Origin of the sequence: Methylobacterium durans, assembly GCF_003173715.1 — a bacterium.
Lineage (GTDB): Bacteria > Pseudomonadota > Alphaproteobacteria > Rhizobiales > Beijerinckiaceae > Methylobacterium > Methylobacterium durans.
Window position 1 is genome coordinate 4,126,416 of sequence record NZ_CP029550.1, and the last position, 12,516, is coordinate 4,138,931.

12 protein-coding genes and 1 pseudogene are annotated in these 12,516 nt (G+C 70.8%); 5 read left to right on the forward strand and 8 right to left on the reverse strand.

Features of this window, described 5'->3' with window-relative positions; all coding sequences use genetic code 11:
- Window positions 1-49: 49 nt before the first annotated feature.
- Together DK389_RS18915 and DK389_RS18920 are read left to right on the forward strand one after the other, a co-directional pair.
- Window positions 50-1,360, forward strand: coding sequence for a KpsE/RkpR family capsule polysaccharide export protein (locus tag DK389_RS18915; RefSeq protein WP_109891837.1), 1,311 nt, complete (start codon window positions 50-52; stop codon window positions 1,358-1,360).
- A 132-nt stretch (window positions 1,361-1,492) separates the two neighbouring features.
- Window positions 1,493-1,768: a hypothetical protein gene (locus tag DK389_RS18920; protein WP_109891839.1), complete on the forward strand. Its 276-nt coding sequence runs from the start codon at window positions 1,493-1,495 to the stop codon at window positions 1,766-1,768.
- 40 nt (window positions 1,769-1,808) lie between these two features.
- Here DK389_RS18920 and flbD read toward each other — a convergent pair.
- The 8 genes and pseudogenes from flbD to DK389_RS18960 all read right to left on the reverse strand — a co-directional run bounded on the left by flbD (window position 1,809) and on the right by DK389_RS18960 (window position 9,562).
- Window positions 1,809-3,175, reverse strand: a pseudogene (gene flbD / locus DK389_RS18925) (sigma-54-dependent transcriptional regulator FlbD).
- A 57-nt stretch (window positions 3,176-3,232) separates the two neighbouring features.
- Window positions 3,233-3,568, reverse strand: coding sequence for a flagellar motor switch protein FliN (gene fliN, locus DK389_RS18930; protein ID WP_109891841.1), 336 nt, complete (start codon window positions 3,566-3,568; stop codon window positions 3,233-3,235).
- 9 nt (window positions 3,569-3,577) lie between these two features.
- Entirely contained in the window at window positions 3,578-4,183 is a 606-nt protein-coding gene (locus DK389_RS18935) for a FliH/SctL family protein (protein ID WP_109891843.1), read from the reverse strand.
- Window positions 4,180-5,232, reverse strand: coding sequence for a flagellar motor switch protein FliG (locus DK389_RS18940; protein ID WP_109891845.1), 1,053 nt, complete (start codon window positions 5,230-5,232; stop codon window positions 4,180-4,182). The genes DK389_RS18935 and DK389_RS18940 overlap by 4 nt, the downstream gene beginning before the upstream one ends.
- A gap of 54 nt (window positions 5,233-5,286) precedes the next feature.
- A complete protein-coding gene (fliF, locus tag DK389_RS18945; protein WP_109896576.1) occupies window positions 5,287-6,903 on the reverse strand; it encodes a flagellar basal-body MS-ring/collar protein FliF in 1,617 nt (538 codons plus the stop codon).
- Between the two features lie 197 nt (window positions 6,904-7,100).
- On the reverse strand, window positions 7,101-7,376 hold the full coding sequence (sciP, locus tag DK389_RS18950; RefSeq protein WP_055885701.1) for a CtrA inhibitor SciP: 276 nt from the start codon (window positions 7,374-7,376) through the stop codon (window positions 7,101-7,103).
- Between the two features lie 103 nt (window positions 7,377-7,479).
- A complete protein-coding gene (locus DK389_RS18955; protein ID WP_109891847.1) occupies window positions 7,480-8,160 on the reverse strand; it encodes a flagellar hook assembly protein FlgD in 681 nt (226 codons plus the stop codon).
- A gap of 10 nt (window positions 8,161-8,170) precedes the next feature.
- Entirely contained in the window at window positions 8,171-9,562 is a 1,392-nt protein-coding gene (locus DK389_RS18960) for a flagellar hook-length control protein FliK (RefSeq protein WP_109891849.1), read from the reverse strand.
- Window positions 9,563-9,817: 255 nt separating this feature from the next.
- Here DK389_RS18960 and mnmA point away from each other — a divergent pair, with 255 nt between their 5' ends.
- From mnmA to DK389_RS18975, 3 genes are read left to right on the forward strand one after another with little or no spacing between them, the layout of a single operon-like run.
- Window positions 9,818-10,981, forward strand: a complete 1,164-nt coding sequence (mnmA, locus tag DK389_RS18965; protein ID WP_109891851.1) for a tRNA 2-thiouridine(34) synthase MnmA — start codon at window positions 9,818-9,820, stop codon at window positions 10,979-10,981.
- A gap of 35 nt (window positions 10,982-11,016) precedes the next feature.
- On the forward strand, window positions 11,017-11,670 hold the full coding sequence (locus DK389_RS18970) for a class I SAM-dependent methyltransferase (RefSeq protein ID WP_109891853.1): 654 nt from the start codon (window positions 11,017-11,019) through the stop codon (window positions 11,668-11,670).
- Window positions 11,667-12,467: a TVP38/TMEM64 family protein gene (locus DK389_RS18975; RefSeq protein WP_109896578.1), complete on the forward strand. Its 801-nt coding sequence runs from the start codon at window positions 11,667-11,669 to the stop codon at window positions 12,465-12,467. The genes DK389_RS18970 and DK389_RS18975 overlap by 4 nt, the downstream gene beginning before the upstream one ends.
- Window positions 12,468-12,516 lie beyond the last annotated feature (49 nt).

Consider the following 12,516-nt stretch of genomic DNA (forward strand, 5'->3'; position numbering starts at 1 on the left):
AATCCGATCTCCGCCGGCCGCGGGACGGTGTCCCCAGGAAAACGAACGGATGAGCGTCGACGAGGTCAAGCAAGGCGAGCGGCTCCGCGGCATCATCGACGTGGCGCGCAACGCGGTGCCTGAACTGCGCCGCAACGCCGAGACGATCGAGCCGATCCCCGACCGCAAGCTCCCGGCCCTGCTGCGGCAGGCGCGCGACAGGCTCGACTGGACGCGCATCCCGGGCCTGCGCCCCCGGCCGCAGAAGGAGGAGAATCTCCTTCCCTTCCTGATCCGCCGCTTCAGCCTGTTCGTCCTGCTGCCGACCGCGGTGGTGGCGGTCTACCTCTTCGTCGTCGCCTCCGATCAGTACATCGCCGAGGCGCAGTTCGCCGTGCGCGGCAACGTGGAGCCGATGGGCGACGTGAATCTGGGCGAGTTCACGAGCCTTATCCAGAAGCACAACAGCCAGGACAGCTTCATCGTCCGCGACTTCATTCACAGCCAGACCATGGTCGAGGCGGCGGAGAAGGAGATCGGCGTCACGAAGATGTTCTCCCGCAGCGACGCCGATTTCTGGGCTCGCTTCAACCCTCCGCAGCCGATCGAGGAGCTGACGCGCTATTGGCGTCGCCACGTCGAGGCGCAGATCGACGCGATCTCAGGCGTGATCACGCTCACGGCCCGCGCCTTCACGCCGGAGGACGCGCTCGCGATCGCGAAGGAGGTCGTCGCGAAGTCCGAAGGGCTGATCAACGCGATCTCGCGGCGGGCGCAGGCCGACATGATCGAGCACGCCCAGAAAGACGCGACCGACGCGCAGGAACGCCTGAAGCGGGCGCACCTCGCCCTCCAGCAATACCGGAACCGCTGGGGGATCATCGACCCGATCAAGTCCGCGGAATCGACCCTGATCACGCTCACCAGCCTGCGCAAGGACAAGCTGAAGGCCGAAAACGACCTTCAAGTGCTGCGCGGCTCGAACCTCAACGAGAATTCGCGCGGCATTCAGGTTCTCGTCGCCAGCATCGCGGCGATCGACCACCAGATGAAGCAGCTGCAGGACCAGCTCACCACCGAGAACAGCACCGCGACGGGTGCGCCGAACATGACGCAGGCGCTCCTCGAATACGAAGGCCTGCTGATCGAGCGCACGATCGCCGAGAAGCTCAACGAATCGGCGAACACGCTGCTCGACCGGGCCCGCGTCTCGGCCAGCAAGCAGCAGATCTACCTCGCGACGTTCGTGCCCCCGGTGCTGCCGATCGCCTCGCTGTACCCGCACCGCGGCTACGGCATCCTCATCGCCTTCTTCTGCTTCCTGGTGATCTGGAGTTCGGTCTCGCTCGTGCTGGCCGGCGTCAAGGACCAGCGTCTGTAAGCAGTTTCCTGTGGCTCGGAGCCGGCGAGGCCCACCCTGAAGGCAGGCTGGATCGCCCGAGCGCGGATCTGCTAATCACGGCCGGGCGGGAGCCGATCGCGGCCCCGCCGCGCAGGATTTCCCGAAGCTCCCATGTCCGATTTCGCCGACCTCGTCGCCCGCGCGATCACGCCCGCGATGAGCCGCGCCGAGCGCGAGCAGGTCTACGCGGTGGTGCGGCAGGCGGTGTTGCGCCTGCAGGAGCGCGAGGCGCTGCCCCCCGACGACGCGCGGGTGTCGCTGCAGCGCCATATCGTCGAGGAGACGATCCGCGACGTCGAGGCGGACATCGCGCGCCACGAATCCCTGCGCAAGCTCGACGAGGCGATGGTGGCGCAGGCCGAGGCCCACGCCAAGGGCCGGCGCTGAGCGATCGGTCCCGGATCTCACCGCCCATTCGCGGAAGGGGCTAGCCGTAGGCCGCCACCGCGCGGACGCTGCCGGGCTCCGCCACGTCGAGGCCGGACTCGACGTACTCGTTCAGCTTGTTGCGCAGCGTCCGGATCGAGATGCCGAGGATCTTGGCGGCGTGGGTCCGGTTGCCGAGGCAATGGTCGAGCGTGTCGAGGATGAGATCGCACTCGACCTGCGCCACCGTGCGCCCGACCAGCCCTCTCGTGGCGGCCTCCGCCGTCAGGGCGGCGCGGGCGGCGGGATCGGCGGGGGCCGCCCCGATGCTCTCGCCCTCGGGCGTCAGGATCGCCTCCGTGCCGATCTCGGCGCCGCTCGCCAGGAGCACGGCGCGATGGATCGTGTTCTCCAGCTCGCGCACGTTCCCGCGCCAGGGATTCTCGCGCACGAGGGTCTGAGCCGCGCGGCTCAGGGCACGGTCCGGAAGGCCGTTCACCGCGGCGTATTTTTTCGCGAAATGCGCGGCGAGTTCGAGGATGTCGGCCGGGCGCTCGCGAAGCGCCGGCAGGCGCAGGTGCACCACATTGAGGCGGTAGAACAGATCCTCGCGGAACGTGCCCTTGCGGACCTCCTCGGCGAGGTTGCGGTTCGAGGTGGCGAGCACCCGGATGTCGACCTTGACGGGCGCCGAGCCGCCGACACGGTCGATCACCCGCTCCTGCAGCGCCCGCAGCAGCTTCGACTGCAGGCGCACGTCCATCTCCGAGATCTCGTCGAGGAGCAGCGTGCCGCCGTTCGCCTCCTCGAACCGGCCGATCCGCCTTGCGACGGCGCCCGTGAAGGCGCCCTTCTCGTGGCCGAACAGCTCGGATTCGAGGAGCGCCTCGGGAATGGCCGCACAATTGACGGAGACGAAGGGCTTGGCGGCCCGGTTCGAGCGGGCGTGGACGTGCCGGGCCAGCACCTCCTTGCCGGTGCCGCTCTCGCCCGTGATCAGCACGGAGGCTTCGGAGCGGGCGATCTGCTCGGCGAGCTTCACCACCCGCTCCATGGACGCATCGCGCCAGACGAAGGCGCGCCCGTCTGCGGCCACCGCCTCCAGGACCGCCGCGATCAGCTCCGGATCGGGGGGAGGGGGATGTACTCCTTGGCGCCGGCCTGGATCGCGGCGACGGCCGCCCGCGCATCGGCGGCGACGCCGCAGGCGACGACGGGCGTGCGGATGCGCTCATCGTTGAGCGCGCTGACGAGGTCACGGACCGACAGGCCGACATCGATCATCACGAGGTCCGCACCCTTGGCGCGCAGGGTCGCGAGACCCTGGTCGACACCGTCGGCCTGCGTGACCGCGGCGCCGCGGCTCATGGCGATCTTCGAGGCGGTGACGAGCTCGCCGTTGAGCCGTCCGATCATCAGGAGCCGCATCGCGGGCACTCCGTTCTCTCAAGCGTGCGGGCGGGACGGCGGCGCGTCCCGGCGGGATCAGTGATCGCTCTTCACGATCTCGGTCATGGTGACGCCGAGGCGCTCCTCGACGAGCACGACCTCGCCGCGGGCGACGAGCCGGTTGTTCACGAAGATGTCGATCGCCTCGCCGACCTTGCGGTCGAGCTCCAGCACCGCGCCCGGCCCGAGACGGAGCAGGTCGCCGATCGGCATACGGGAGGAGCCGAGCACCGCCGAGACCACGACGGGCACGTCGAAGACCTGCTCCAGGTCGCCCGCGCTCTTGGCCGAGGTCGGCCCCTCCTGGATCGAGCCGCCCTCGAAGCCGTGGTCGCCGTCGCTGAGCTGCGGCAGATTGAAATCGTCGGACATCGCTCGTCTTCAGGATCGGGTCGGGAGGACGGGGGTGAGACCGAGGGCGTCGAGGCAGGCGGCCTCGATGCGGGCACGGTCGCGCACGATGCCGCCATCCGCCCATTCGAGGCGGGCATCGCCCGGCAGGAGGTCGGGCTCGCCGAGGACGACGAGGCGGCCCTCGTAGCCGCGCTCGCGGGCGAGCCCCTTCATCAGGGCCTCGGTCTCCTCGACCAGGGCGTCGTTCACGCGGACCACGAGGTGGGGCACGCCACGCAGGTGCTGGAGCGCCGTCCGCGCCGCCTCGCCGATCACGGCGAGGGGACGCGCGTCGAGGGCCTCGCCCGCGATGCGGGTGGCGAGCAGCGTCGCAACCGCGATCGCCTGCGCCTCGCGCTCGGAATCCTGCGCGTCGGCCTGAGCCAGGAGCCCGGCCGCGGCGAGGCTGAGGCGGGTCAGCGCATCGGAGAGGCGGCCCTGCGCCTGCGCCTCGGCCTGGGCGCGCCCCTCCTGCACGCCGCGCGCATGCGCGGCGCCGGTGGCGGCGGCGAGTTCCTGCGCCGCGGCGGCGGCGGCCGGGCTCGCCTGCGGGCGGCGGAAATCGGTGTCGAACAGGAAGGGCCGGGCGTTCAATAGACCAGCTCCTCCTCGGCGCTGTTCTTGGCGATCATGATCTCGCCCTTCTCCGCGAGGTCCTTGGCGAGCTCGGTCATCTTGGCCTGCGCCTCATCGACCTCCTTCAGGCGGATCGGGCCGATCGAGCCCATCTCGTCCGTCAGGTTCTTGGCGGCGCGGGTCGACATCTGGCTCATGAAGAAGCCCCGCACGCGCTCGTCCGCACCCTTCAGGGCCCGGCAGAGGGTGTCGTTGTCGATCTTGCGCATCAGGGTCTGGACGCTGCCCGGATCGAGCTTCAGCAGGTCCTCGAAGGTGAACATCAGCTCGCGGATGCGCTTGGCCGAGCCGCGGTTCGCCTGGTCGAGGGCGGCGAGGAAGCGGCCCTCCGTCTGCCGGTCGAAGGCGTTGAAGACGTCGGCCATCAGCTCGTGCGCGTCGCGGCGCGTCGCCTGCGAGATCGTGGAGACGAACTCGACGCGCAGCGTCTCCTCGATGTGGCGGAGCGCCTCCTTCTGCACCGTCTCCATCCGGAGCATCCGGTTGAGGACGTCGATGGCGAATTCCTCGGGGAGGATGGTCAGCACCTTGGCGGCGTAGTCCGAGCGCACCTTCGAGAGCACGACCGCGACCGTCTGCGGGTACTCGTTGCGCAGGAAGGAGGCGAGAATCTCGGGGTCGATCTGGGTCAGGCTCGCCCAGACGCGCTTGCCGGACGCGCCCTTGATCTCGGCCATGATCGCCGAGACCTGATCGGTCGGGAAGATCTTGAGGAGGAGCGACTCGGTGCGCTCGAAGTTCGAGGTGATGCCGCCGCCCGACGACAGCCGCGACACGAAATCGACGATCAGCTTCTCGACGACCTCCGCGTCGAGGGAGCCGAGCTGGACCATGGCGTGCGAGACCTTCTTGATCTCGTCCTCCTCCAGCATCTGCCAGATCGGGGCGCCCTCGCTCTCGCCGAGGAGAAGAAGCAGGGCGGCGGCGCGCTGAGGCCCCGGCATGGCGGCGAACGCCGACCCGCCGATTTGCTCGATCGCCCTCGATATGTTCGGCCCCGCCGCCATCGCTCGCTACTCCAACCCCGCTCTCGATCCGTCCGGTCTCGGCCTGCCGGCGTCTCAGTTCTCTTGGATCCAGTTGCGCAGCACCTCGACTGTCTCGGTCGGGCTCGCCCGCACCATGTCAACGACGCGCTGGACCGTCTCCGCCTGTACCTGCCCGTTGATCTTGGCGAACTCGACGAGCCGCGCCGTCGGGTTGTCTCGGGACAGGACCGGCATGTCGCCGGCCAGCCCGTCCGCCCCCGCGAGGGCCGGCCCTGCGAGGAGGGCGGGCGGCGCCGGCTCGGCCTCGAGCACGCGGCGCAGGAGCGGGCGCACCACCGCCATCAGAACGATCAGCGTCAGGAGGGCGAGCACGCCGAGCTCCACGACCCGCAGCACGTCCTCCTTCGTCGGGGCGAGGAGCGACTGGACCAGCGACGGCTCTGCGAACTCGGCCACGCTCGGCGCCTCGGCGAAGCGCAGGTTGACGACCTCGACCTGATCGCCGCGGGCCTTGTCGAAGCCGACTGCGGTGCGCACGAGGGCGGCGATCCGCTCGATCTCGGCGGCGGGACGGGGCTGATAGGCCGGCTTGCCGTCGGCGCCGGGCGCGTAGACCCCGTCGAGCGCGACCGCCACCGAGAGGCGCTTGAGACGCCCACCCTCGACCACCTCGGTCTTGGTGACGCGGGAGATCTCGTAGTTCGTGGTCTCCTCGGTCTTGTTGGTCTGGTCCTTCTGGGCCGGTGCCTTGTCCTGCTGGTTCGCGCCGGGCAATTCGTTGCCCACCGTCACCTGTCCCTCGGTGCCGCCCGTCAAGGAGGATTCGTTCCGGGTCTGGCTGGAGCGCACGACGCGGCTCTCGGGATCGAAGGTCTCGGAGCGGCTCTCGACCCGGTTCGTGTCGAGTTCGGCGCTCACCTGCACGCGGGCCCGGCCCTGGCCGACGATGCCGGCCACGATCTCCTCGATTTGCTGGCGCAGGCGCCGCTCGAGGCCCGATTGCTTCTCCTCGAAATCGGCGCCGGTGCGGGCATCGGCGCCGCGGGCGCCGTCGGCCAGGAGCCGGCCACGCTCGTCGACGATCGAGACCCGCTCGGGTTTCAGCCCCTCGACCGCCGATGCGGCGAGATGGCGGATCGCCCGGACCTGGCCCGCGTCGAGATCGCCCATCAGCTTGAGCACGATCGCGGCGCTCGGCGCCTCGCGGTCGCGCTCGAACAGACGCCGCTCGGGCAGGACGAGGTGGACGCGCGCCGCCTGCACCCGGCCGATCGCCCGGATCGAGCGGGCGAGTTCGCCTTCGAGCGCCCGGAGGTGATTCACGTTCTGGACGAAGTTCGTGGAGGAGAAGGCGTCGCCCTTGTCGAAGATCTCGTAGCCGACGCCGCCCTGCGCCGGCAGGCCCTTACCGGCAAGGTCCATGCGCAGCCGAGCGAGATCGGGCCGCGGCGCCAGGATGGTCTGGCCGGCATCGCCCCGGGTCTCGTAGCGGATGCCGCGGGCGTCGAGATCGCGGACCACCGCGCTCGAATCCTGCATCGACAGGTCGGAGAAGAGCACGCCCATGTCGGGGCGCGAGACGCGGAGGATCACGAAGGCGAAGAAGCCCACGAGGGTCAGCGTCACGGCCGCCATCGCTGCGAGCCGCGCCGGTCCCAGCTTCGTCACGAGATCGAGGACCGGCTTCACGACGCGACGCACCCACCTGAAGCCGCGCTGCCGACGGCCCGCTTCCGCTCGGCAAAAGTTGCCCGGTTCGTGGTTAGCGCTGGGTTAACGCCGGAGCGGGACCGTGAACGAACGAAGCCGCACCCGTGGGAACGGGCGCGGCTCCGGTGCTCTCGCCTGTCCGCGCGAGGCCGGTGGAACCGGCCGCGCACGCGCGATCAGTGACGGTAATGCTGGATGCGCGTGGTGCGCAGGCCGGCAAGCCCGTGCTGGTCGATCGAGAACTGCCAGCTCAGGAACTCCTCGGTGGTGAGGGTGTAGCGCTGGCAGGCCTCCTCCAAGCTGAGGAGGCCACCTCTCACGGCGGCGACCACCTCCGCCTTGCGGCGGATGACCCAGCGGCGGGTCGTGGTCGGCGGGAGATCGGCGATCGTCAGGGGGCTGCCATCGGGCCCGATCACGTATTTCACTCTCGGGCGGTGGGGTTCGGTCATCAGATACGCTCTACACTCGACTGACCTATCGATGTCCGACGCTACTTGCGCCCGCTTAAGATATGTTGAAGCGCATCCCTCGGATGTGATTCGTTTCCCCACGCTATGTGGACAACTCGGATGAGATCGAGCGCACGCTCGACACCGGAACGCGCGACGCGCCGATCGCGAGCACCGGCTCGCTGCCGCTGAGATCGACCCCGTCGACCCGTCCGCTCACCGCGGTGTCGACGCTCACGCTTTGCCCCGTGGCGTCGAACGCGTCGATCTTCAGCGTGTACTGGCCCTCCGTCGCGGAGAGGCCCGCCGAGTTGCGGCCGTTCCAGGAGAAGGTCTGCGAGCCGGTGGTCAGCGACTTCGTCTGGGTGCCGACGACGTTGCCCTTCGCGTCGAGGATGGTGATCGTCGCCTTCGAGACGGCGCGGGCCGGCGTCAGGTTCCAGGTCGCCGAGCCGTCCTTGAGCTGGGCCGTCTTGCCGTCGGAGGTCACGGTCTGGCCGATGAAGCTCGTGGCCGAAGCGGCGCTCGCGGCCTTCGCGTTCGTCAGGATCGAGTCGAGCCGGTCGTTGCCCTTCAGCTGCTGCTCGACCTGGGCGAACTGCACCAGCTGCTGCGTGAACTGGTTCGTGTCCATCGGGTCGAGCGGGTTCTGGTTCTTGAGCTGCGTGGTCAGCAGCGTCAGGAACTGCGTGAAATTGCCCGCGATCTGCTGGGCGTCGCCCTTCGCGGTGCTGGTGCTCGCAGTGGACGTGCTGCTCGTCGTGCTGCCGACGCCGGAGGCCATGTCGTTCTCCTCAGATCCGGATATCGAGGCCGGTCAGGCCCCTCAGGCTGCGCAGGGGCGCCGTATCGAGGGCGCGGATCTCGGGCGCATCCGCGACGGCCTGCCCGCCGCGGCGTTGCCCCTCGCGCTGCTCCGTGCCGGCGCCGGACTGGCCCTCGCCGCGCAGCGACAGGTTGATGCCGCCCTCGCTCGGGTCGAGACCGGCCTGGGCCAGCGCCTGCTGGAGCCCGTTCGCGTCCCGCTGGAGCATGGCGAGCGTCTCGACGCGCTCGACCACGAGGTGGGTCGTCACGGTGCCGCGCTCCTTGTCGATCTCCAGGCGCACGTCGACCCGCCCGAGTTCGGCCGGATCGAGGCGGATCTCGAACTGACTCGATCCGGAGAGCGAGCGCAGCCCGATCGTCATCGGCACCTGTCCGAGGGGCACCGGCGCGGGGAGAGCCGGCGCAGCCGCCTTCTCGGACGCCTGCGCGACGTGGGAGGGCGTCCCGATCGCCGCGGCCATGTCCTTCGTGAGGAGCTTGGGATCGGCCGCAGGCACCTGCGGCGCCAGCGCGGCGAGGTCCGCGGCGAAATCGACACGGCTGCCCTCGGGAAGCGCCTCGGTGCCGGCCGGCACTGCCTCCGCGGCATCGCCCGCGCGGGGCAGGCGCTGCGCAACAGCACCCGCCGCTCCGCCAGCCTTGGACTCGGGTCCAGGTTCCGGGGCGCTCTGCGCAGCTTTCGGCGCGGCGTCGGCCGCCTGCGCCTCGACGCCGTCCCCTGACGGAGCCCGAGAACCGACCGGTTCCTGGCCGGGCGGCGCGTGCATCGGGACGGGAGGCGCCGCCTGGAGTGCGGAGAGGAGCGCGAACAGGCCGCCCGCGGACGGGTCCGGTTCCGCAATGTTCGTCTCGGAGGTCTCGACATCCTCCTCTGGCAGTTCGGCTTCTGCGAGCGCCCGGGCCTGTGCCTCGGCCTGTGCCTCGGCCGGCCCGTCGCCGCCTATCGCCGGCTCCGCCGGTGCGGCCGCGGGCGCCTTCGCGGCGGGCGGGGCCGGCGCGGCCGCTTCTGCCTCGCGTGCCTGCGGTGTGGGCGGGCGCGGCCCGGCCTCCGCGCCGCGGGCGGAGCGGGCCGGAGCGTCGGGGGCGGTCGCGCGCGGGCGATCCGCGGAAGCGGTCTTCGGACGGATCGCCTCGGGATCGCTGCGCGCCGCGGACCTCGCATCGCTCGCCCGATCGGCGGCGCGCGCGTCCGTCTGCCGCGAAGATTCGCGCGGGACCGGACGCTCGTGCGCTTTGAGATCGAGGCTGAAACGCTCGCGCGCGGGCATGCTCGGGCGGCTCTGGCGCGAATCCTGGGCCGCGCCCTGCGACGGCCTTCGCGCCACCACGTCCATCAGATCCGCTGCCGAGAAGCCCATGCCACACTCCCTGGGCGAGGGGTCAGCAAGGGGCAGGCCAGAAACCCGGCACGGCAAGCCTCTGAAAGAACGAAGCTTTTCTGAGCGCGCTCGAGACCTCAGCGGCCGGACCGGGCCGAAGCTGCCGCCCGCCGGGCACAAATTGCCGGTTCGGCCTCTCCCGCCGCCCGCTCGCTGGAACTTGCGGGCGACAGTCACTATAGATCCCGGCAGGCGGCGCGCCCTCTCGCGCGACGGCCCCTGAAACCTGGCCCGATGAACTCGCTCGACCTCCCGAAGCCTCCCCAAGAGACGCGCGTCGTCGTCGCCATGTCGGGCGGCGTCGATTCGTCGGTGGTGGCGGGGCTGCTCAAGCGCCAGGGCTACGACGTCGTCGGGATCACGCTGCAGCTCTACGACCACGGTGCGGCGACCCACCGCAAGGGCGCCTGCTGCGCCGGCCAGGACATCCACGACGCCCGCCGGGTCGCCGAGCGGCTCGGCATCCCACATTACGTCCTCGACTACGAGGATCGCTTCCGTGACGCCGTGATCGACCGGTTCGCCGAGAGCTACCTCGCGGGCGAGACGCCGATCCCCTGCGTCGAGTGCAACCGCTCGATCAAGTTCCGGGACCTGCTCGCCACCGCCCGCGACCTCGACGCCGACGCGCTCGCAACCGGGCATTACGTGGCGAGCCGGCCGCTGGCGCCGGGATCGAGCCGGCGTGCCCTCTACCGCGCCCTCGATCCGGCCCGCGACCAGAGCTATTTCCTCTACGCGACGACGCCCGAGCAGCTCGACTTCCTGCGCTTCCCCTTGGGCGAGCTGCCGAAGGACGAGACCCGCCGGCTCGCCCGCGAGCTCGGCCTCGCGGTCGCCGAGAAGCCCGACAGCCAGGACATCTGCTTCGTGCCGCAGGGACGCTACGCCGACGTGATCGCGCGGCTTCGCCCGGACGCGGCGCATCCCGGCGAGATCGTCGACACGAGCGGTCGGGTGCTCGGCCGGCACGAGGGCATCATCCACTACACGGTCGGCCAGCGACGGGGCCTGCGCCTCGCGGTCGGCGAGCCGCTCTACGTGATTCGCCTTGAGCCCGAGACCGCGCGCGTCGTGGTCGGCCCCCGCGCGGCGCTGGCGACGAGCCGGATCCGCCTCGACGCGGTGAACTGGCTCGGCGAGGGTCCGCTGGACGGCCTCCCCGATCACCCGGTCGCCGTGCGCGTCCGTTCCACCCGCGAGCCGCGGCCCGCGACGCTCCACCACGATCCCGTCGCCGGCACCACGGAGGTGGTCCTCGCGACGCCGGAGGATGGGGTGTCGCCGGGTCAGGCCTGCGCCATCTACGCCGACGACGGCCCGCGCGCCCGCGTGCTCGGCGGCGGCACCATCCGGCGCGTCGACGCGTTGCAGGCAGGCGCCGCCCGCGCGGCCTGACCCTTCCCCCACACCCACAGGAAGCCGAGAGCACCATGCTGAGCGAGCCGCAGGCGGCCGGGCCGAGCACCGCCCTGATGCGCAAGGCCTACGCCCGCTGGGCGCCGGTCTACGACGTCGTCTACGACAAGCTCACCGAGCCCGCCGCCCGCGCCGCCGTCGAGGCGGCGGTCTCGCACGGGCCGCGCATCCTGGAGGCCGGTGTCGGCACCGGGCTGTCGCTCGGCTACTACCCGGCCGGCTCCTTCGTCTGTGGCGTCGACCTCTCGGAGGACATGCTGAAGCGGGCGCGCCGCAAGGTGCAGCGGCGTGGCCTCTCCCAGGTCCGCGGCCTGCAGGTGATGGATGTGTGCCGCCTCGGCTATGCCGACGCCTCCTTCGACGCGGTGGTGGCGCAGTTCCTGATCACCCTCGTGCCGGACCCGGAGGCCGCGCTCTCCGAGTTCCTGCGCGTGGTGCGCCCCGGCGGCGGCATCGTGCTGGCGAACCATTTCGGCCAAACCGAAGGTCCGGTCGCCCGCGTCGAGGAGATCGTGGCGCCGCTCTGCACGAAGATCGGCTGGTCGTCGGACTTCAAGTCGACCCGCATCGAGGCCTGGGCGCGGCGCAACGGCGTCGAGTTCGTCGGCGTCGCGCCGACCTTCCCGGGCGGCTTCTTCAAGATCCTGCGGATGCGCAAGGCCGGCTGAGGACCGTGGCTCCGCAGCCTCCCGCGCAGGAGCGCGATGGTCGCATCCTGCGCTGGCTGCCCCTGGCGATCCTCGTCCTCGCCTCGCTCGCCGTGCTGGTCTCGGGCGCCTACCACCTCCTGAGCCTTGACCGGCTGCTCGCCTCGCGCGCCTGGCTCCAGGGCTTCGTCGAGGCCGACCGCCTCCGCGCCATCGTGGTGGCGGGGCTCGTCTACGTCTGCGCGGTGGTACTCTCCGTGCCGGCCTCGCTGGTGCTCACGATCATCTGCGGGTTCCTGTTCGGGATCGTCACCGGCGCGCTCCTCGCGGTCGCCTCCGCGACGACGGGGGCCGCGATCGTGTTCTCGATCGGCCGGGGACCGGCGGGCGACCTGCTGCGGCGGGTCGCCGGCCCGCGCCTCAGCCGCCTCGCCGAAGGGTTCCGGCGGGACGCATTCGGCTACATCGCTTTCCTGCGGCTGCTTCCGATCTTCCCCTTCTGGATGACGAACCTGGCTCCGGCCGCCTGCGGCGTCCGGCTCCGGATCTTCGTCCTCGCCACCATGCTCGGGCTCCTGCCGGGCGCCTTCGTCTACGCTGCGACGGGCGCCGCGATCGAGGACGTGGTCGCCGCCCACGAGAGCGCCAAGGCCGCCTGCCGCGCCGCCGGCAGCCTCGCCTGCGACGAGGCCATCGCCGTCTCGGCCCTGGTGACGCCGAAGATGGTGGCGGGTCTCGCGAGCCTCGCCGCCTTCGCCCTGCTGACGATCCTTTTGCGGCGGCGTTTCGGGCCGAAGGTCCTGCCGCCGACATCCTGACGGCAATCGCCGGTATCTTGTATACGCTCGCGGGCGTTATACAACCTAG